This window comes from Maritimibacter alexandrii, assembly GCF_005871115.1.
GTDB lineage: Bacteria > Pseudomonadota > Alphaproteobacteria > Rhodobacterales > Rhodobacteraceae > Maritimibacter > Maritimibacter alkaliphilus.
Window position 1 is genome coordinate 600,781 of the sequence record NZ_SWKQ01000011.1, and the last position, 19,515, is coordinate 620,295.

At 64.8% G+C, this 19,515-nt stretch carries 20 protein-coding genes; 12 read left to right on the top strand and 8 right to left on the bottom strand.

Features of this window, described 5'->3' with window-relative positions; all coding sequences use genetic code 11:
- Nucleotides 1–237: 237 nt before the first annotated feature.
- Nucleotides 238–1,335 (bottom strand): hypothetical protein, encoded by a 1,098-nt coding sequence (locus FCT00_RS11095; RefSeq protein ID WP_138423063.1) that lies wholly within the window; start codon nucleotides 1,333–1,335, stop codon nucleotides 238–240.
- Nucleotides 1,336–1,366: 31 nt separating this feature from the next.
- The gene (locus FCT00_RS11100) at nucleotides 1,367–2,272 is read right to left on the bottom strand and encodes a LysR family transcriptional regulator (RefSeq protein WP_008328406.1); all 906 of its coding nucleotides are present in this window, start codon (nucleotides 2,270–2,272) and stop codon (nucleotides 1,367–1,369) included.
- A gap of 159 nt (nucleotides 2,273–2,431) precedes the next feature.
- Here FCT00_RS11100 and FCT00_RS11105 point away from each other — a divergent pair, with 159 nt between their 5' ends.
- The 9 genes from FCT00_RS11105 to FCT00_RS11145 all read left to right on the top strand — a co-directional run bounded on the left by FCT00_RS11105 (nucleotide 2,432) and on the right by FCT00_RS11145 (nucleotide 11,305).
- Entirely contained in the window at nucleotides 2,432–5,854 is a 3,423-nt protein-coding gene (locus FCT00_RS11105) for an indolepyruvate ferredoxin oxidoreductase family protein (protein ID WP_138423064.1), read from the top strand.
- Between the two features lie 174 nt (nucleotides 5,855–6,028).
- Nucleotides 6,029–6,946: a lysophospholipid acyltransferase family protein gene (locus tag FCT00_RS11110; RefSeq protein ID WP_235888996.1), complete on the top strand. Its 918-nt coding sequence runs from the start codon at nucleotides 6,029–6,031 to the stop codon at nucleotides 6,944–6,946.
- A gap of 11 nt (nucleotides 6,947–6,957) precedes the next feature.
- On the top strand, nucleotides 6,958–7,770 hold the full coding sequence (gene murI, locus FCT00_RS11115; RefSeq protein ID WP_138423065.1) for a glutamate racemase: 813 nt from the start codon (nucleotides 6,958–6,960) through the stop codon (nucleotides 7,768–7,770).
- Nucleotides 7,771–7,824: 54 nt separating this feature from the next.
- Nucleotides 7,825–8,853: an N-acetyl-gamma-glutamyl-phosphate reductase gene (argC, locus tag FCT00_RS11120; RefSeq protein ID WP_138423066.1), complete on the top strand. Its 1,029-nt coding sequence runs from the start codon at nucleotides 7,825–7,827 to the stop codon at nucleotides 8,851–8,853.
- Between the two features lie 73 nt (nucleotides 8,854–8,926).
- Nucleotides 8,927–9,370 carry a cytochrome c maturation protein CcmE gene (gene ccmE, locus FCT00_RS11125; RefSeq protein WP_040885396.1) on the top strand — a complete coding sequence of 148 codons (444 nt, stop codon included), beginning with the start codon at nucleotides 8,927–8,929 and terminating at the stop codon, nucleotides 9,368–9,370.
- 66 nt (nucleotides 9,371–9,436) lie between these two features.
- On the top strand, nucleotides 9,437–10,048 hold the full coding sequence (locus FCT00_RS11130) for a holin-associated N-acetylmuramidase (protein ID WP_008328417.1): 612 nt from the start codon (nucleotides 9,437–9,439) through the stop codon (nucleotides 10,046–10,048).
- Complete coding sequence (locus tag FCT00_RS11135; protein ID WP_138423067.1) at nucleotides 10,039–10,569, top strand: holin family protein; 531 nt, start codon at nucleotides 10,039–10,041, stop codon at nucleotides 10,567–10,569. The genes FCT00_RS11130 and FCT00_RS11135 overlap by 10 nt, the downstream gene beginning before the upstream one ends.
- Complete coding sequence (locus tag FCT00_RS11140) at nucleotides 10,559–10,750, top strand: hypothetical protein (protein ID WP_008328420.1); 192 nt, start codon at nucleotides 10,559–10,561, stop codon at nucleotides 10,748–10,750. The genes FCT00_RS11135 and FCT00_RS11140 overlap by 11 nt, the downstream gene beginning before the upstream one ends.
- Nucleotides 10,751–10,879: 129 nt before the next feature.
- Nucleotides 10,880–11,305, top strand: coding sequence for a hypothetical protein (locus tag FCT00_RS11145; RefSeq protein WP_138423068.1), 426 nt, complete (start codon nucleotides 10,880–10,882; stop codon nucleotides 11,303–11,305).
- 28 nt (nucleotides 11,306–11,333) lie between these two features.
- Here FCT00_RS11145 and FCT00_RS11150 read toward each other — a convergent pair whose 3' ends face one another.
- The 3 genes from FCT00_RS11150 to FCT00_RS11160 form a co-directional block, all read right to left on the bottom strand.
- Nucleotides 11,334–11,837 (bottom strand): outer membrane protein, encoded by a 504-nt coding sequence (locus FCT00_RS11150; RefSeq protein ID WP_008328424.1) that lies wholly within the window; start codon nucleotides 11,835–11,837, stop codon nucleotides 11,334–11,336.
- A gap of 128 nt (nucleotides 11,838–11,965) precedes the next feature.
- The gene (locus FCT00_RS11155; RefSeq protein WP_138423069.1) at nucleotides 11,966–12,244 is read right to left on the bottom strand and encodes a hypothetical protein; all 279 of its coding nucleotides are present in this window, start codon (nucleotides 12,242–12,244) and stop codon (nucleotides 11,966–11,968) included.
- Nucleotides 12,245–12,314: 70 nt separating this feature from the next.
- Nucleotides 12,315–12,788: an outer membrane protein gene (locus FCT00_RS11160; protein ID WP_008328428.1), complete on the bottom strand. Its 474-nt coding sequence runs from the start codon at nucleotides 12,786–12,788 to the stop codon at nucleotides 12,315–12,317.
- A gap of 239 nt (nucleotides 12,789–13,027) precedes the next feature.
- Here FCT00_RS11160 and FCT00_RS11165 point away from each other — a divergent pair, with 239 nt between their 5' ends.
- The 3 genes from FCT00_RS11165 (at nucleotide 13,028) to FCT00_RS11175 (ending at nucleotide 16,342) form a co-directional block, all read left to right on the top strand.
- Nucleotides 13,028–15,004 carry a heme lyase CcmF/NrfE family subunit gene (locus FCT00_RS11165; protein ID WP_008328430.1) on the top strand — a complete coding sequence of 659 codons (1,977 nt, stop codon included), beginning with the start codon at nucleotides 13,028–13,030 and terminating at the stop codon, nucleotides 15,002–15,004.
- On the top strand, nucleotides 15,001–15,453 hold the full coding sequence (locus FCT00_RS11170) for a cytochrome c-type biogenesis protein (protein ID WP_008328432.1): 453 nt from the start codon (nucleotides 15,001–15,003) through the stop codon (nucleotides 15,451–15,453). Before FCT00_RS11165 ends, FCT00_RS11170 begins: the two co-directional genes overlap by 4 nt.
- 112 nt (nucleotides 15,454–15,565) lie before the next feature.
- Nucleotides 15,566–16,342, top strand: a complete 777-nt coding sequence (locus FCT00_RS11175) for an enoyl-CoA hydratase-related protein (RefSeq protein ID WP_138423070.1) — start codon at nucleotides 15,566–15,568, stop codon at nucleotides 16,340–16,342.
- Between the two features lie 86 nt (nucleotides 16,343–16,428).
- On the opposite strand, the gene FCT00_RS11180 is transcribed toward FCT00_RS11175, so the two are convergent.
- The 3 genes from FCT00_RS11180 to FCT00_RS11190 all read right to left on the bottom strand — a co-directional run bounded on the left by FCT00_RS11180 (nucleotide 16,429) and on the right by FCT00_RS11190 (nucleotide 19,469).
- Nucleotides 16,429–17,337 (bottom strand): AEC family transporter, encoded by a 909-nt coding sequence (locus FCT00_RS11180; RefSeq protein ID WP_138423071.1) that lies wholly within the window; start codon nucleotides 17,335–17,337, stop codon nucleotides 16,429–16,431.
- A gap of 120 nt (nucleotides 17,338–17,457) precedes the next feature.
- A complete protein-coding gene (gene fumC / locus FCT00_RS11185; RefSeq protein WP_138423072.1) occupies nucleotides 17,458–18,852 on the bottom strand; it encodes a class II fumarate hydratase in 1,395 nt (464 codons plus the stop codon).
- Between the two features lie 62 nt (nucleotides 18,853–18,914).
- Nucleotides 18,915–19,469 carry a class I SAM-dependent methyltransferase gene (locus FCT00_RS11190; RefSeq protein WP_138423073.1) on the bottom strand — a complete coding sequence of 185 codons (555 nt, stop codon included), beginning with the start codon at nucleotides 19,467–19,469 and terminating at the stop codon, nucleotides 18,915–18,917.
- Nucleotides 19,470–19,515 lie beyond the last annotated feature (46 nt).

The following is a 19,515-nucleotide window of genomic DNA, read 5'->3' on the forward strand; positions in this document are numbered from 1 at the left end:
GTCCCCTTCAAGGCAATTGCCTGCCTCATAAGGGAAGGCGCGGGCGGGGGGAAGGGAGGGAGCGGTCTACGGCGGACAAAAAAAGACCGGGCACGAGGCCCGGCCTAAGTCCAACAGGGAGGTGAAACCGGCCAGAGAAGTCTCGATGACCAGCTTCGAGGGGGGATTTATGGGCGCAGCGCCCATTGAGCAAGCAGAGTGTGAACAATGCTGCTATGCGTTTGGTGCATAGCTTGTTCAGGCTTCGCGCATCTGTCGTTTGACATGGGCGTGGCGCAGGCGTGCTGGCCAGAGGCTGTGGCGCGATTGCGCCTCGGCGAACATCTGCGCCATCGCCTCCAGCATCGCGATTTCATCCGGGTTCAGCCAGTCCTCGGGTTCGACCGACATCGGCGCGTCTATGGCGGCCTCGCGTTCGCGCTCCAGCGCCTCGGCCAAATAGGGCGTGCCGCCGAACCATGCCGCGTCGAAACGGGCGGCGTCTTTCGCATAGACCTCGGCCATCCGGTCGGCGAGGGCGCGGTGCATCCGCAGCTTCGGACCGCCGTCGGCGCCGCCGCGCGCCACGACATCGGCGAGCGGCCAGGCGATCTGGTTCGAGCCGTCGAACCCGATGGCCTTGAATTTCCTGTGCCAGACCTTGAGCCGCATGAGGTCGCGAACGCCCAAGGCCGCGTTCTTGCGGTCCGACGCGCCGCCGTCGACCTGTGCATCCTGACCCGGAAACACCGTCGCGGCGAAATCCGTGACGGTAGAGCCGCCGATCAGGGCGGACGGGACGAAGGGGCGCAGCGTGACCTTCACCGACGGCGACAGGTTCTTTTTCCAGCCCGTGTATTTTCGCATGTAGATGAACTGCCGATGCGCGTCGGCGGCGAAGGCATCGAAAGTCGATTGCGTGCTGCCCTGTTTGATCAACTCGACGAACAGCGAGGTCAGCGCGCCCAGATGCGGGCGGATATAGACCACGATCTCGCAGGTTCCGAACGTGCGGCGCGCGCGATCCACCGCCTTGGCCAGCACGTCGGGGGGCAGGTTCGCGAAGTGCTCTGCCGACAGGATGACCGTGTCGGCGCGGGTGAGGGCGAGCAGGTTGGACAGGGCGTCGATGACCCAGCGGTCCCGCCGTTTCCCCTCGCGGTAGGCGCGGCGCAGGATCGGGTCGAGCGAGACGTGATCCAGAAAGCCGGGCAGGCGGGGATAGGCCCATGTATGGCCGGGCACGACGAGGCCGCCCCGCGCCAGTGCCGTCTGGATCGAGGTGCTGCCGGTCTTGATCTGGCCGGCATGGATGACGAGGCGCCGGGATTGTCTGGTCGTTCGGGTCGGGGGCATTGCGGGGATATGGTCGCGGCAGGCTATGCCATCAAACGTTCCCGCTTTCGAGGGCCTGCTTGCGGTGTTCGAAAATCTCTTCCGTCACGAAATCGCGGAAGGCCGCGATCCGCTTGGAATGCCGCAGCTCTTCGGGATAGGCGAGGAACACCGGAATCTCGCGGCTTTCCTCTTCGGGAAGCACACGCTCGATCTCGGGAAAGTCCTGAAGGATGTAATCGGGCAGAATGCCGATGCCCAACCCGTTCAGGACCGCCTGGAGCACGCCGAAATAGTTGTTCACGGTGAGCAGCGAATCCACGTTATGCGTCAGGATTTCCTGCGTGAACGTGGCCCCCGCGCTGACCTGCGCCGAGTTGGTGTTCTGGCAGATGATCCGGTGCTTCGACAGATCCTCCATCCGCTCCGGGCGGCCGTGGGCATCGAGATAGGCATGGGTGGCATAGAGCCGCATGTTCACGCCCATCAGCTTCTTGCGGATGAGATCGGCCTGCGACGGCTCCTTGAGCCGGATCGCCACGTCGGCCTCGCGCATGGGAAGGTCGAGAACGCGCTCTTCGAGCATCAGGTCGATCTTGAGATCGGGGTATTGCTCGTAGAGTTTCGCAAGACGCGGGGCGAGCCAGAGCGACCCGAACCCCGTGGTCGTCGTCACCCGCAGTTCCCCGAACACCTCTTCCTTGGAATCGCGGATGCGCGCCACGGCGGCGTCGAGCCGCTGGACCATCGCGCGGGTCGCGTCGAACAGAAGTTCGCCCTGTTCGGTGAGAATCAGGCCGCGGGCATGACGGTGGAAAAGCGTCGCGTTCAGGCTCTCTTCGAGCCCGCGAATCTGGCGCGATACCGCCGATTGCGACAGGTTGAGCGCATCGCCCGCATGGGTGAGGCTTCCGGCGTCGGCAACCGCGTGAAATATTCTTAGCTTGTCCCAGTCCATCGGTGTCGCTTGTTGCTCTGCAAACCTGAATTTTGTGGGCTTCTTATCATCATCAAACCGTGAAATGCCAAGGCCCTGATAAACAACATAAGACTTTTACAGGTCAAAACAATTGACCTAGCCTGACCTTGCCCAAGAGCTAGCCGGAGGAGCGCGCCAATGCGGCAAGATGTATCACTTCACGACCGTTTCGACCTGGAAAAAAGCCCGGTCCTGTTGAACGGCACGCAGGCCATGGTGCGCCTGATGCTGATTCAGGCCGCGCGCGACAAGGCGGCGGGTCTGAACACCGCCGGTCTCGTCACCGGCTACCGCGGCTCGCCTCTGGGCGGCGTCGATAGCTGGATGATGAAGGCGGGGCGCGATCTGGCCGATGCGGGCGTGGTGTTCCAGCCGGGGCTGAACGAGGATCTCGCGGCCACTGCGCTGTGGGGTTCGCAACAGGCCGAACTGCGCGGCGAGGGCACCCATGACGGCGTGTTCGGCCTTTGGTATGGCAAGGGTCCGGGGGTGGACCGCACCGGCGACGTGATGCGCCATGCCAACATGGCGGGATCGTCGAAACACGGCGGCGTTCTGATGGCGATGGGCGACGACCACACCGGCGAAAGCTCGACCGTGCTGCACCAGTCCGACTGGGCGATGGTCGATGCCTATATGCCTGTGCTGTCGCCTGCCGGTGTTCAGGAAATTCTGGATCTCGGCGTCTATGGCTATGCACTCAGTCGGTTTTCGGGGCTGTGGGCCGGGCTGAAACTGATGAAGGACACGGTCGAGGCGACGTCGGTCGTGGACGGTCGCCCGGACCGGATGAACCTTGTCACCCCCGAGAATTTCGTGATGCCCGATGGCGGCCTGAACATCCGGCTGGTCGATGACCGCATCGTGCAGGAAGCGCGGATGATCGACTACAAGCGCTTCGCGGCCGAGGCATTCGCCCGCGCGAACCGCATCGACAGCCGTGTCTGGGGCCATCCCGGCGCCAAGATCGGTTTCGTCGCCGCCGGCAAGAACTGGCTCGACCTCGTGCACGCGCTGTCGCTTTTGGGGATCGGTGAGGCCGAGGCGGAGCGGCTCGGCATCACCACCTACAAGGTCGCGCAGACCTGGCCGCTGGACATGGACAGCTTCCACGAATTCGCCGAAGGGCTCGATCTGATCGTCGTCGTCGAGGAAAAGCGCAAACTGATCGAAGTGCAGATCAAGGAAGCGATCTTCGACGACCGGCGCGGGCGCCGTGTCTATGGCTGGCATAAGGGCGACACGTGGGAGCATGGGCGTCGGCTGGAGCTTTTCCCCACCCGCTACGCGCTCGACCCGGTGATGATCGCGGAAAAGCTGGGCGACATCCTGATCGAAGAGGGGCGCGAGACCGAATACATCAAGGCGGGCCTCGCGAAGATCGCCGAGGCACGCAAGGCGGACAATGCCGAGCAGATCGCGGCACGCCTGCCGTATTATTGCGCGGGCTGCCCGCACAACACCTCGACCAAGGTGCCCGAAGGGTCGCGCGCCTATGCGGGGATCGGCTGTCACTACATGGTGCAGTGGATGGACCGTTCGACGCTGGGTTTCACGCATATGGGCGGGGAAGGCGCGAACTGGATCGGGGAAGCGCCGTTCTCGACCCGCGAGCATGTGTTTCAGAACCTTGGCGACGGCACCTATAACCATTCAGGCATCCAAGCGGTGCGCGCGGCCATCGCGGCGGGCACGAACATCACTTACAAGATCCTCTACAACGACGCGGTCGCCATGACCGGCGGGCAGGCGAACGAGGGCGGGCTGGACCCCTACCGGATCGCCGCCGAAATGACCGCCGCCGGTGTGAAACGGCTGGTCGTCGTGCACGACCCGAAGGAAGAGGTCGATCCGGCGCGCTTCCCCAAGGGTGTCGAGGTGCGCGAGCGCGATCAGCTTGAGAACACCGAAAAGGAACTGCGCGAAATCAAGGGTGTAACCGTCCTTCTTTATGTTCAGACCTGCGCGGCCGAAAAACGTCGTCGGCGCAAGAAGGGCAAGTTTCCCGACCCGGACAAGCGCATCCTCATCAACACCGACATCTGCGAGGGCTGCGGCGATTGCGGGGTGCAGTCGAACTGCGTCGCCATCGTGCCGGAGGAAACCGAACTGGGGCGCAAACGCGCCATCGACCAGTCGGCCTGCAACAAGGATTTCTCCTGCCTCAAAGGGTTCTGCCCCAGCTTCATCGAGGTCGAGGGCGGCACGCCGCGCAAAAAGGCCGCGCCGAACATCACCATGCCCGACATGCCTGATCCGGTCCTGCCGACCATCGACGGGACGTGGAACATGGTGGTCACCGGCGTCGGCGGCACGGGTGTCGTCACCATCGGGGCCGTGCTGGCGCAGGCCGCGCATATCGACGGCAAGGGCGCGGGCATGATGGAGATGGCGGGCCTTGCGCAAAAAGGCGGCGCGGTTGCCGTGCACCTGCGCGTAGGCGAAACGCCCGAGGCCATTTCGGCCATTCGCATCGCGACGGGTGAACTGGACGCGCTTATCGGGGGCGAACTCGTGGTGTCCGCGGATGCCAAGACGCTTGGGCTGATGTCCACGGGGCGCACCGGGGGCGTGGTCGACAGCCACGAAACCGTCACGGGGGATTTCACCCGCGACACCGATTTCCGTATTCCGGGCGACCGTTTGGCGCTGTCTCTTGAAGCGCGGCTTAAGAATCGGGTGACCCTGTTCGACGCCACCGAACTGGCCGAAGGGCTGATGGGCGACACGATCTATTCCAACATGATGGTCATGGGCGCCTCGTGGCAAGCAGGCCTCATCCCGATCGGGTATGAGGCGATCATGACCGCGATCGAGCTGAACGGTCAGGCGGTCGAGCGCAACAAACGCGCCTTCGAGGCCGGGCGCTGGGTCATCGTGGACCGCGAGGCCGCCGAGCGCGCGGCTGGTTCGAAGGTGGTTCAGAAGCCATTGACTTTGGGCGAGAAAATCGCTTTCCGAGAGCGTCACCTGACCGCCTATCAAAACGCACGTCTCGCCAAGAAATACCGCAAACTGGTGGATCGTGCGCCGGATGATGCGATGCGCGAGGCGCTGGCTTTGGGCTATCACAAACTCCTGTCCTACAAGGACGAATACGAGGTCGCGCGGCTCTTGCGTGACACCCGCGCCAAGGCCGAGGCGGCGTTCGAGGGGGATCTGTCCCTGAAGGTGCACCTCGCTCCGCCCGTGATGAACGGCACGGCGCCGGACGGGCGACCCAAAAAACGCGCCTTCGGCGAAGGCTTCGTGAACGCGCTCGGCCTGCTCCCCCGGCTCAAGGTGCTGCGCGGCAACCCGCTCGACCCGTTCGGGCGGTCCGAGGAGCGGCGCATGGAGCGTGCGTTGATCGCGGAATACGAGCGCGACATGGACATGGTGCTGAACGGCTACGAGGGCGGGGAAAAGGCCGCGGCGCAGGCCCTGGCTCGCCTGCCGCTCGACATCCGCGGGTTCGGCCCGGTGAAGGAGGCGAATGCCGAAAAGGCCGCCAAACGGCGCGAGGAATTGCTGGCGGCGTTCCGGGATGGCCCTCAGGCGCAGGCCAAGGCGGCCGAGTAGCGTTTTCAGACGGAGCGGGCTTGCGCCGGCACAGGTCTTGCGCCGCCCCGCCTGAGGCGGGGCGTCGCGTTCTGGGGGCGCTGCCCCCGGCTGCATTTGCAGGCAAATGCATCCTCCCCCGAGGTATTTTGCGACCGGAGAAGTCGCGGACGGGCGCGCCTTCATCAAATCTTCATGCTGTTGTGGCATCAAGGCGGGAACGGCAGAGCAGGCAAGGTGATGCAGGGCGCGGCGCGCGGTATTTCCTATGCGCCCACCATCGAAGGGCGGCTGGCGCGGTTTGCCGTGCGCGTGATCGAGGATGCGACCGGGCGGCGGCGGCTCATGCGCCGCGCGATGGGATATGAGGCCGAGCTTGCGGGCGGGGCCGAGTTCTGGTCGCTGATGGCGGCCCGCTATGGGCTGGATCCGGTGCTGGGCGGCGCGGGCCTGTCCGCGATCCCTGTCACGGGGCCAGTCGTTCTGGTGGCGAACCATCCGTTCGGGGTTCTGGATGGGCTTTTGATGGGCCTGATCCTGCAACGGGCGCGGGTTGCGGGGTTCCGCATTCTGGCGCATGAGGTGTTCTCGCGGGCCGCCGACTTGCGCGACGTGATCCTGCCGGTCGACTTCGCCGGCACGCCGGAGGCTGCGCGGCGCACGATCCAGATGCGCAAGGACGCGCAGGGTTTTCTGACCGAGGGCGGGGCGATCGGGGTGTTTCCCTGCGGCACGGTGTCGACCGCCGCCACGCCCTTTGGCCGCGCGATGGACCCCGAATGGCGGCGGTTCACGGCCAAGTTGGTGGCGCGATCCGGGGCGACGGTGGTGCCGATCTATTTCGACGGCCAGAACTCGCGGCTCTTTCAACTGGCGAGCCATCTGTCGGTGTCCTTGCGCATGGGGCTGCTCATGCATGAGTTCCGCGCACGGGTGGATCGCCCGGTGCAGGCGATCATCGGCGAACCCATCGCCCCGGACACGCTTGCGCAATTTCGCGCGGACCCGAAATCCATGATGGATTTCCTCAGGGAACGGACCTATGCCTTGTCGCCAACGCCGGTGGATTGGCGCGCCACCGGGTATGAATTCGAGGAACGGCGCCGGGCATAGGGCGGCAGGCGATGGCAGTAGGGATATTCGACTCGGGGCTTGGCGGGCTGACGGTGCTGGACGCGGTCACGAAACGTCTGCCGGAAGTGCCCTTCGTCTACTTCGGTGACAACGCCCATACGCCGTATGGCGTGCGCGACGCCGACGATATCTACAACCTCACGACCAAGGCCGTGTCGCGGCTGTGGGACGAGGGCTGCGACCTTGTGATCCTGGCCTGTAACACCGCTTCGGCCGCCGCGCTGCGCCGGATGCAGGAAAGCTGGATTCCCTCTGACAAGCGCGTGCTGGGCGTTTTCGTCCCGCTGATCGAGGCGCTGACCGAACGTAAGTGGGGCGACAACAGCCCGCCGCGCGAGGTGGCAGTGAAACACGTGGCACTGTTCGCGACGCCCGCGACCGTGGCGAGCCGCGCCTTTCAGCGTGAGCTGGCGTTCCGCGCCATCGGTGTGGACGTCGAGGCGCAGGCCTGCGGCGGTGTGGTCGATGCGATCGAAGAGGGCGACATGATCCTTGCCGATGCGCTGGTGCGCTCGCACGTCGATGCGCTCAAGCGCAAGATGCCCAATCCCGAGGCCGCGATCCTCGGCTGCACGCATTATCCGATCATGGAGGATGTCTTTCAGGAGGCGCTGGGGCCGGAGGTGACCGTCTATTCTCAGGCGAGCCTCGTGGCGGCTTCATTGGCCGACTACCTCGAACGGCACCCGAAGATGATCGGGTCGGGCACGGAATCGAAATTCCTGACCACCGGCAAACCCGAAAAGGTGTCGGCCGGCGCGACCCGGTTCCTGCGACGCAAGATCGCGTTCGAACAGGCCTGAATTGCACGGGGGCGCGAAAAGCCCTAAATCCCATACGACTATTCGGAGGGGACTATGACCCACAAGATCGCCATTCTCGGTGCGTCCGGCTACACCGGCGCGGAACTCGTTCGCCTGATCGCGACCCATCCGTCGATGGAGATCGTCGCGCTGTCGGCGGACCGAAAGGCCGGGATGGAGATGGCCGAGGTCTATCCGCAACTGCGCCATCTGAAGCTGCCCAAGCTGGTGACGATGGACGAGATTGACTTTGCTCAGGTCGACCTGTGCTTCGCGGCGCTGCCCCACGGGCTGTCTCAGGCGCTGGTGCGCGATCTGCCGGACAGCGTGAAGGTGGTCGATCTTGGGGCGGATTTCCGGCTGCGCAACCCGGATGACTACACCAAGTGGTATGGCAACGACCACGTGGCGAAGGAGCTTCAGCCGTCCGCCGTTTATGGCCTGACCGAATTCTACCGTGACGACATCAAGTCCGCGCGGCTGGTCGCGGGCACCGGGTGCAACGCCGCCACGGTGCAATTCGCGCTGCGCCCGTTGATCGAAGAACGCCTGATCGATCTCGACCGGATCATCTGCGACCTCAAGAACGGTATCTCTGGCGCGGGCCGGTCGCTTAAGGAAAACATGCTGTTCGCCGAGCGGTCGACCGATGTCACGGGCTATTCCCAAGGCGGCAAGCACCGGCATCTGGGCGAATTCGATCAGGAATTCAGCGCCATCGCGGGCCGCAAGGTCGAGATCATGTTCACCCCCCATCTGGTGCCGGTGAACCGGGGCATCCTCGCCGATTGCTATGTCGAGGGCGACCCCAAGGCGATCCACAATGCGCTGGTCGCGCGGTATGAGGCCGAGCCGTTCATCGAAGTGCTCCCCTTCGGGCAGGCGCCGGGGATGGGGCATGTCATGGGCTCGAACTTCTGCCACATCGGCGTGATCGGGGACCGGGTGCCGGGCCGGGCGCTTGTCGTCGCGACGCTGGACAACTTGTGCAAGGGGTCGAGCGGGCAGGCGATGCAGAACGCGAACCTGATGCTAGGCGAGGACGAGACGACCGGGCTGATGCTGGCCCCGGTCTTCCCTTGATCGTGATCAACGTAATCCCGGCGTGTCGCGCTATAACGAGGCGCCTTGAAGTGGAGGACACCCTATGGCGGGCATGAAAGGCCTGAAAAAGAAACGGCGGGTGCAGATCATCGTCGTTGCCTTCGTGGCGCTCGCGCTGGCCACGGGGCTGATCGGCTATGCGTTTCGCGACGGGATCAACTATTTCCGTTCGCCCACGCAGGTGGCCGAAGAACCGCCCGCGCCGAATGAGATCTTCCGCATCGGCGGGCTGGTCGAAGAAGGCTCCATCGTGCGTGGTCAGGGCGAAACCGTGCGCTTTTCCGTGACCGACGGGGCCAATACGGTGCCGGTGGAATACACCGGGGTGCTGCCGGACCTGTTTGGCGAGAATCAGGGCATGGTGGGCACCGGAAGCTACATCGACGGCGTCTTTCAAGCCTCTGAAATCCTTGCGAAGCACGACGAGGAATACATGCCGAAAGAGGTGCTGGACGCGCTGAAGGAACAGGGCACCTACGTCGATCCGAACTCCTGATTTCGGGCGCATTAACTATTTGAGACCAGCATTGGTCCCGCAATTCATGTGCGGAGGCCAAGGCAGATGCAGAGCGTTCAGGACATCGCAGCCGCGATCGTCGCCCGCGAGGGCGGCTATGTGAACGACCCGGACGATCCGGGCGGTGCGACGAATTTCGGCGTCACGATCGGGACCATGCGGCGGCTGGGGCTCGACCTCGACGGCGACGGGCGCGTGACGGCCGAAGACGTGAAGCGGTTGAGCCGGGGGCAGGCGACCGAGATTTTCATCAAGCACTATTTCGAGGGGCCGGGCATCGCATCGCTGCCCGAGGCGCTGCAACCGTCGGTCTTCGATATGTACGTGAACGCGGGCGGGAATGCCGTGCGTATCCTGCAACGGATGCTGACCCGGATGGGCTTTCCCTGTGCCGTGGACGGGGCCATCGGGCCGCAGACGGCAGGCGCGGCCAAGGCGGCGGCGGCCAAGGCGCCTGATCACATCGCCGACGCCTATGGCATCGAGCGGCGCAACTATTACTACCGGCTTGCCGACCGCAGACCCGCGAGCCGCAAATATGCGCGGCGGCGTGACGGCGGCAAGGGCGGCTGGATCGTGCGCGCGGAAGAGTTCATTTCGCCCAAATATCACCTGTCGGAGGCCGAGCATCGCGCTCGGGTCGCGCAATGGGGTTGATCGACGGGGCCATGAACCTCGTCTTCGGCGGCGGGCGCAACATCGTGCGCGAAACGGCGGGCGTCTTCATGGAGAACGCCGAACAGCGCGCGGTGCGCGAAGCGATGCTGCAATCCTCGGCGCTGGAGCAGTTCTCCAGCGAATTCGCGCTGCCGAAAAAGGGCTTCTTCGACCGCTTCATCGACGGGATCAACCGCGTGCCGCGCCCGGCGCTTGCCCTCGGCACCATCGGGCTGTTCGTGTCGGCGATGGTCGACCCGATCTGGTTCGCGGCCCGGATGAACGGTCTTGCTCTGGTGCCGGAGCCGCTCTGGTGGCTCATGGGCGCGATCGTCAGCTTCTATTTCGGCGCGCGCCATCAGGTGAAATCGCAGGAATTCCAGCGGTCGGTCGCGACCACCATCGCCTCGACGGGCGCGGTGGTTCAAAACCTTGAAACCCTCGACAGCCTCGAGGCGGGAAGCCGGTCGCAGGGCGACCCGAACCCGGCGCTCGACGCGTGGAGGCGGGATGGCCAGTGAGGTTCTGCTCCAGATCCTCACGGATCACGGGCCTTGGGTTCTGCTCGTCTTTTACCTGCTCTGGCGCGACGTGCAGAAGGATCAGGCGACGCGCGCCGTGCTCGACAAGAACTCGGCGATCCTGATCGAGATCACCACCATCATCCGAGAGCGGCTTCCAAGCCGGGGCAGGGATCTGTGACCCGGCATTGGCGCAGAATCGGACACACGCTCAGAGCCTTTCTGGCGGGGCGAGAATTCAACCGTGCGTTGGAGCGGCATCAACGGGCGGCACGAGAACTGGACCATGCCGTGCGAGAGGTCCTTGGGCATGAAACAGGCGATTTTCCTCATCTTTCTGACCGTCCTCGCGCTTGAGGCGGGGTTCCTGCTGTTGGGCTACGTGCCGGTCGCGAACATCGTCTATGGGGCCATCGCGCTCATGGCCGTGATGATCGCGGCCACGTTCCTGTGGCTTTGGTTCGAACGGACGACGCCGCTCGCCATCGGGATGGTGGTCAGCTGGTTCGGCATGGCGTGCCTTGCGGGATGGTGGTGGGTCTACAACCTCACGGGGTCACCCGACTGGGCGCACCAGAACCCGGGCATGTTCGGCGTGCTTGCCCTGCCGATCGTCGGATCGGTTCTACACTTCGCCGTCATCCAGAGGAGTTTCGGGTATCACGGGATGCACTTTCTCTGGCCGCTCGCGGGAGCGGTCGGGCTGTCCATCGCCGTATACCTCGTGGTGGTGTGAGGCCCCCGAGGGGGCCTCATCACAAAGCTCAGAAGCTGTAGCCGACGCCGAGTTTGAAGTCGGTGCGCGGACGGGCAAGACCAGCACCCATCACGCGGACGACTTCGCCGCGCACAAGGTACTTGCCGCCGAGCGCGTATTCCGCACCAGCGCCGAAGTCGTAGATGAAGCCCGCGCCGGACATGAAGCCGGCACCGCCCTTGGCGTAGATCATGAAGTCGCTCGCGGTCGCATAGCCCGCACGCGCGTTCACGAGGCCGGTGAAGGCCGAACCCGCCGGAACCTGGCTCGTGGCCCAGTCGTACTGCACTTCAGCTTCCGCACCGAGGATGAACCCGTTTCCGAAACCGTAGTTGTAACCGGCCCAAGCGCCGACGGCACCGTCAAGACCCGCCGCCTTGGCGAAATCGTTCTGAATGAATGCACCCAGGTAGAACCCGTCGAACGCGGATTGTGCCTGAGCGGCGCCGCCCGCAAGCGACGCAACGGCAACCGAAGCTGCCATGGCAAATTTCTTGATCGTACTGCCCATTTTTATCTCCTGTGATTCAAGCGCAGTTGTCCCACGCATGTCACCGCCAGTATGCTGCGTTACGGCGAAACCGGCAAAGGGAATAGGTCTATTTCTTGTCAAATACGTGTCGAAGGGTGGTTAAAAGGCTACAATTTCATCACGACGCCTGCCCAAACGTATCCCTCGATACCGAATTCAAGGTCGCCGTCAGGAGTCTCTTTCACGTATGGGTTGTGTGGTGCGCGATTGGGTTTCGCCTCGCGCGAGCGCGGATTCGTGAGCGATTCCTCGCGTGCCGTGACGGACGGCCTGTCGGGCCATGAAAAAATCGGCTCGCTCGAACCGCGCGCCTGTCCGTCCTGCGCAAAGCCCGACGCGGGAATGAGCGTCGTGGAGAGGGCGAGAAGGGCGGCGATCCGTTTCATACCGACAATCTGACATGCAAAGAGCGGCAGGGCCAGCCTGCCGCTCTCACATTGTGTCGATAGGCGGATATCAGAACGTGTAGTTGATACCGGCCTTGGCGACATAGTCGGCCGCGCCGCCGGCGAAGTCCTGATACCGGTCCATGCCGAGGCGCAGCGAGGCACCGTTGCCGATGTCGTACTGGCCGCCGCCGCCGATGGTCCACAGGCGCGTGCCGGTCTGGTCCGCACCGGCACCGATCTTGGCATAGGCCATGAAGGGCGAACCGAAGTCGTAACCAAGACGCGCGGCGCCGGTGTAGATGTTCGCGCTGCCGCTCGGGAAATAGGCGTCGGCTTCGAAACCGGCATAGCCGCCCGGCGTGAACTCGTAGAGGTAACCGGCCTGCGCGCCGAAACCGTAGGTGTTGGGGTTGGTGAAGAAATCGCCCGAGGCGTAGCCGCCCAGGTAGAAGCCGTCGAAGTCGCCGGCGGTGGCGGCGGTTGCGGTGGCGCCGATGGCGAGACCCAGTCCAAGGGCCGTGGTTTTGACAAAGCGGTGCATGTGACCTCCTTCAGGTTTGTCGTTTTGCGGGTGCTCGTGCCCGCGTGCTGGTCAACTGTCCCGTCGCTCGTGTGGGCCCAATGCTGCGGGATGTCCCGTGTTCCATTTCGGGATCAGGAAATTTGGCATCGTGCCGCCCATGCCGCAGGGACAGTCCGGCAGAACTCTGCCGGTGACAAATGCGCGACATGCGCGCGCAGGCGATTGGCGGGGCAGGCAAAACACATTAGAAACATCGCATGATTGCAGAGCTTGGACATTTGGCACTGGTGCTCGCCTTCGGCGTGGCGATCGTGCAGACAGTCGTGCCCCTCGTCGGGGCGCAAAAAGGGTGGTCGGGTTGGATGGCGATGGCGGTTCCGGCGGCCTCGCTCCAATTCCTGTTGATCGCGGCGAGCTTCGCGGCGCTCACCTATTCATTCGTGAACTCGGATTTCTCGGTCCGGCTGGTGGCGCTCAATTCGCACAGCGCGAAACCGATGCTCTACAAGATTTCGGGCGTGTGGGGGAATCACGAGGGGTCCATGCTTCTGTGGGTGCTGATCGTGGCCCTGTTCGGCGCAATGGCGAGCTGGTTCGGCGGCGGTCTTCCCCCGAAGCTCAAGGCGCGCGCCCTTGCGGTTCAGGCGTCGATCGGCGTCGCGTTTCTGGCCTTCATCCTGCTCACGTCCAACCCGTTCCTGCGCCTCGCGCAGCCGCCGTTCGACGGGCAGGACCTGAACCCGCTTCTGCAAGACCCCGGTTTGGCGTTCCATCCGCCGTTTCTCTATCTAGGCTACGTCGGCCTTTCGATGGCGTTCTCCTTCGCGGTCGCCGCCCTGATCGAGGGGCGGGTGGACGCGGCATGGGCCCGTTGGGTCCGCCCGTGGACGCTGGCCGCGTGGATCTTTCTGACCATCGGCATCGCGCTGGGGTCGTGGTGGGCCTATTACGAGCTGGGCTGGGGCGGCTTCTGGTTCTGGGACCCTGTCGAGAACGCGTCGTTCATGCCGTGGCTCTTCGCCGCCGCGCTGCTCCACTCGGCCATCGTGGTCGAAAAGCGCGAGGCGCTGAAAAGCTGGACCATTCTGCTCGCCATTCTGGCCTTCGGCTTCTCGCTGATCGGCACGTTCCTCGTCCGGTCGGGCGTCATTACCTCGGTCCATGCCTTCGCGAACGATCCCGAGCGGGGGGTGTTCATCCTGATGATCCTCGGCGTCTTCACCGGCGGTGCGCTGACGCTGTTCGCCGTTCGGGCCAGCGCGATGGAGGCCAAGGGCATCTTCGGGATGGTGAGCCGGGAATCGGCGCTGGTGTTCAACAATATCCTGCTTGCGGTGTCGGCCATCGTCGTCTTCATCGGGACGATCTGGCCGCTGGTGGCCGAGATGTTCTTCGATCGCCAACTGTCGGTCGGCGCGCCGTTCTTCGAGGCCGCGTTCACGCCCTTCATGGTCGTGCTGGCGATCATCCTGCCGTTCGGGGCGCTGATGCCCTGGAAGCGCGCGAAGCTGGGTAAACTGGTGCGCCCGCTGGTGCCGGCGATGGTGCTTGCCGTCGCGGTCGCGCTGCTGGCCTGGTCGATCCAGACCGAGCGCACAATCCTTGGCCCGGTGGGCTTTTTGCTTGGCGTCTGGCTGGTGGGCGGGGCGGCCACGGACCTGTGGTCCCGGCTTGGCCGCGGCCCGGTGTCGGGGCGCTTCGGACGGATGCTGCGCCTGCCACGCGCCGATTGGGGCCGCGTGACCGCCCATGCCGGGCTCGGCGTCATCTTCATGGGCATTTCGGGGCTGATGGCGTGGCAGGTCGAGGACATCCGCGTCGCCAATTCCGCCGAACCCTTCGAGGTCGCGGACCTGACGCTGATGATCCGCGAGATCCGGCAGGTCGAGGGGCCGAACTACCTGTCGACCACCGCCGATATCGTCGTCTCGAAAAACGGGGAAGAGGTCGCCCTGCTGCAACCCGAGAAACGGGTTTATCCGGTGCAGGCGATGCCGACGACCGAAGCGGCCATCGACAACGGTTTCTGGCGCGACATCTACGTGGTGATCGGCGATCCGCAGGACAGTGGCGGGTATGCCGTGCGCACCTTCATCAAACCCTTCGCCAACTGGATCTGGGCCGGTTCACTCATCATGGCGTTGGGTGGACTTCTGAGCCTGTCGGACCGCCGTTACCGCGTCGCCGCCGGGGCCGCGAAACAGAAACCCGTTCAGGGGGTGCCTGCGGAATGAAGCGACTGATCCTCGCCCTGATCCTTGCCGCCGCCCCGGCGCTCGCCGTGAACCCGGACGAGGTGCTCGACGATCCGGCGATGGAGGCCCGCGCCCGCGCGATTTCGGCGGAACTGCGGTGCGTGGTCTGCCGGGGCGAGAATATCGACGAATCCAATGCCGCGATCGCGCGCGACCTGCGGCTGCTGGTGCGCGAGCGTCTGGTGGCGGGCGATACGAACGACGAGGTGATCGACTTCGTGGTCGACCGCTACGGCGAGTACGTCCTGATGAAGCCCACGACCGGCGGGGCCAATATTCTGCTTTGGGGGGCGGGCCCCGCGCTGTTCCTCATCGCGGCAGCTGGCGCGATCATCTATCTGCGCGGGCGTTCGACGGCGAAAGCGCCGGGGGCGGATGGTCTGTCTGACGCGGAGCAGGCACGGCTCGACGAACTCCTGAACCGCTGACAGCGGCGAAACCCGCTGCGGGTTTTGCATCCGAATTCGGGTGCCTGTCGTTGCGTTCCCCTTTCCAACCGGACCTCAGGCTCTAGTCTTCCCGCAACCGAGGAGGCCCGGAATGCAGTACGATACGATTCTCTATGACCTTGCCGGCGGCATCGCGACGATCACGCTCAACCGCCCCGACAAGATGAACGCTCTCACGCCGCAGATGCGCGCCGAACTGGCCGAGGCGCTGAAACGGGCCGGGACCACGGCGCGCGTCATCGTGCTGACCGGGGCCGGTGCGGCCTTTTGCTCGGGTCAGGATCTGGGCGAGGGGTCGACGGCGGCGGCGGTCGATCTGGAACGCGTGCTGCGCGACGAATACGAGCCGGTGATCCGGGCCATCGCCACGGTGCCGGTGCCGGTGATCGCCGCCGTCAACGGCCCGGCGGCGGGGGCGGGGGCGAGCCTCGCGCTGGCTGCTGACGTGGTGATCGCGACCCGTTCGGCCTATTTCCTTCAGGCCTTCACCCGGATCGGGCTGATCCCCGACGCGGGCGGCACCTGGGCGCTGCCGCGTCAGGTCGGCCTGCCGCGCGCGATGGGGGCCGCGCTTTTCGCCGAGAAGATCGAGGCCGAGCAGGCCGCCGACTGGGGCATGATCTGGGAAGTGTTCGACGACGACACGTTCGAGGCGGGCTGGCGCGCGCGCGCCGAACAGCTCGCCGCCGGTCCGACGCAGGCCTACCGCGCGGTTAAGACCGCGATGCGGGCGTCGCTTGAGAACGATCTGGATACGCAATTGTCGCTGGAGGCGAAGTTGCAGGGCAAATGCGGGCAGACTCGCGACTTCAAGGAAGGTGTGCTGGCGTTTCGCGAGAAACGGAAAGCCTCGTTCGAGGGGCGGTAAGCGGGGAAAGGGGGCCAGCCCCCTTGGACGCATTCGGGGAATGCGTCCCACCCCCGAGGTTTCTTGAAACAGAGAAGGGGCGGGCGTCAGGCCAGTCCGAGAAGTGCCAACATGACCGGGATCGTGACGACCGCCGCCATGGTCTGCGCGGTGATGAGGCCGGCCATATAGGTGCCGTCGCCGCCCAGTTGGCGGGTCAGCACAAAGGCGGTCGGCGCCGTGGGGATCGCCGCGAACACGGTGAGGACCAGCGTCTCGGTGGTGCCGAGGCCGATCACGCCCGCAATCAGCCAGGCGAGTGCGGGCATCGCCAACAGGCGTAGGGCGAGGGTGCCGGTCAGGGCGAGCCCGTCCTGACCGAGCGCCGAGGGCCGGAGCGCCGCGCCGACGCACAGAAGCCCCAGAGGCAGGCTGGCCTGTGCGATCAGGGTCAGGAAGCTTTCGATGCCGAAAGGAAGGCCGGTGCCCAGAAGGGCCAGCGCGATACCCACGATGCAGGCGAGGATCAGGGGGTTAGCGAACACCGTGCGCAACATCAGGCGCGGGTTGCGAAACGCGCTGCCCTCGGTCAGCGCCATGATCGACAGCACGTTCACCAATGGCACGCCGATGGCAAGGCAGACCGCCGCGCGTTCCAGCCCCGCCGGCCCGGTGAGCGCCGAGGTCACGGCGAGGCCAAGATAGGTATTGAACCGGATGACACCCTGAACCGTCGGGCCGAAGCGGGCGGCGGGCATGGGGCGGACGAGGCGGATCAGGCTCAGGGCGGCGAAGGCCATGAGGATCACCGCGACCATCGCACCGCCCAGCCGCAGAATGTCCGGATCGTCCAGCGGCGCGCCCGCGAGGTTGCGCACGAGCAGCGCAGGGAACAGGACGAAGTAGTTGATCCGTTCCGCCGCCGGCCAGAAGCCGGCATCGGGAAACCCGCGCCGCGACAGGACGAAGCCCAAGCAGATCAGCGCGAAGAGAGGCCAGATGGTGAGGAGGAGCACGTTTCGGGTCCGTGAACTGTTCCCCGTCCGACTACCACCTCGCCCGTCAAGGTGCCAGACGGACAAAAGAAAACGGCGCGGCCCGGGTGGGTCGCGCCGTTAGCGGTCTGGTCGAAACGATCAGTCCTTGGGACCGATCATATCCTCGGGCCGCACCACGCGGTCGAAGGTCTCTTCGTCCACGAAGCCAAGGCCGATGGCCTCTTCCTTCAGGGTCGTGCCGTTCTTGTGCGCGGTCTTGGCCACCTTGGTCGCGTTGTCGTAGCCGATGGTAGGGGCCAGCGCCGTGACCAACATCAGGCTTTCTTTCATCAGCTTGTCGATGCGCGCCTCGTTGGCCTGAATGCCCATCAGCATCCGCTCGGTGAAGCTGTCCGCCGCGTCGCCCAGAAGCTGGATCGACTGGAGCAGGTTGTAGCTCATCATCGGGTTGTAGACGTTGAGCTCGAAGTGGCCCTGCGAACCTGCGAACTTGATCGCCGCGTCGTTGCCCATGATATGCGCCGCCACCTGCGTCAGCGCCTCGGCTTGGGTCGGGTTCACCTTGCCGGGCATGATCGACGAGCCGGGTTCGTTCTCCGGCAGGATGAGCTCGCCCAGACCCGAGCGGGGGCCGGAGCCCAGGAACCGGATGTCGTTGGCGATCTTGTAGGCCGCGCCCGCCGTGGTCGCGATGGCGCCCGACAGGAACACCATGGCGTCGTGGGCCGAAAGCGCCTCGAACTTGTTGGGCGCGGTGACGAAGGGCAGGCCGGTGATCTCGGCCATGTTCGCCGCGACCTCTTCGCCCCAGCCGGGGCGGGTGTTGAGGCCGGTGCCGACGGCAGTGCCGCCCTGCGCCAATTCATAGATCCCCGGCATGGCCAGCTTGATACGCTCGATCCCGTTGCGGATCATCTGGGCGTATCCCGAGAACTCCTGACCCAGCGTCAGCGGCGTCGCGTCCTGCGTGTGCGTGCGCCCGATCTTGATGATGTCCTTGAACTCGTCGCGCTTGGCTTCCAGCCCGGCGGCGAGTTTTTCCAGCCCGGGCAGCAGCACGTCGCGCACCGACATGGCGGTGGCGATATGCATGGCCGTCGGGAAGGTATCGTTCGAGGACTGGCCCATGTTGCAGTGATCGTTCGGATGCACCGGGTCTTTCGATCCGATCACGCCGCCGAGGATTTCGATGGCACGGTTCGCGATGACCTCGTTCGCGTTCATGTTCGACTGGGTGCCCGACCCGGTCTGCCACACCACGAGCGGGAAGTTGTCGTCGAACTTGCCCTCGATCACTTCGCCGGCGGCCTGAATGACGGCCTCACCGATCTTGGCATCCATCGCGCCCGCTTTGGTGTTGGCCTGCGCACAGGCCTTTTTGATGACGCCGAGCGCGCGCACGATGGCGACGGGCTGCTTTTCCCAGCCGATGGGGAAGTTCATGAGCGAGCGTTGGGTCTGTGCACCCCAATACTTGTCGCTGGGCACTTCGAGCGGGCCGAAGCTGTCGGTTTCTGTGCGGGTCTCGGTCATGTCAAAAGCGCCTCCGAATGGAATCTGGCGCCTTCATACCAAGTGTTTCGCAAGGATCAACGTCAATGCTGTATACGATGGAATGCAAAGACGTGGGCGGGCGGCAGGTTGGCCCAGACCATGCCGCGATAGGTAGCGGTAACACCCAGTTCCGCCTGCATCGCCGTCCCGATGGGGGCGCGGGGGGAATAGGTGATCTGGCTGAACCAGCCGGTCGGCGCCATCACGTCCAGCGCGCGGCCCACCACCTCGCGCTGGATCTGGGGACGCGCCAGCACGGGGACGCCCGAGACGACCGCGCCGATGCCGGTCAGGCCGATCTTCTGGATGTCCTGCGCCGGGCGGTTGAGCACGCGCACGCCGGGGAAGCGCTCGCGCAGGATGGCGCAGAAGTTCTCGTTCGTCTCAAGCAGCGTCAGGCGCGACGGATGCACGCCGCGCATGAGGATTTCGCGGGTGAAGCTGCCGGTGCCCGGCCCGATTTCGACGATGGGGCCGCGCACGTTTTCCAGACCGCGGGTCATCTTGCGGCCCACCGCCTGTGACGAGGGCGCGATGGCGACCACTTCGCCAGGTTTGCGCAGGGTCTCTTTCAGAAAAAGCGTGACGTTCGACATGGGATCCCCCTGTTGGCTGGGGGAGAGAGACGACAGTTGCGTAACG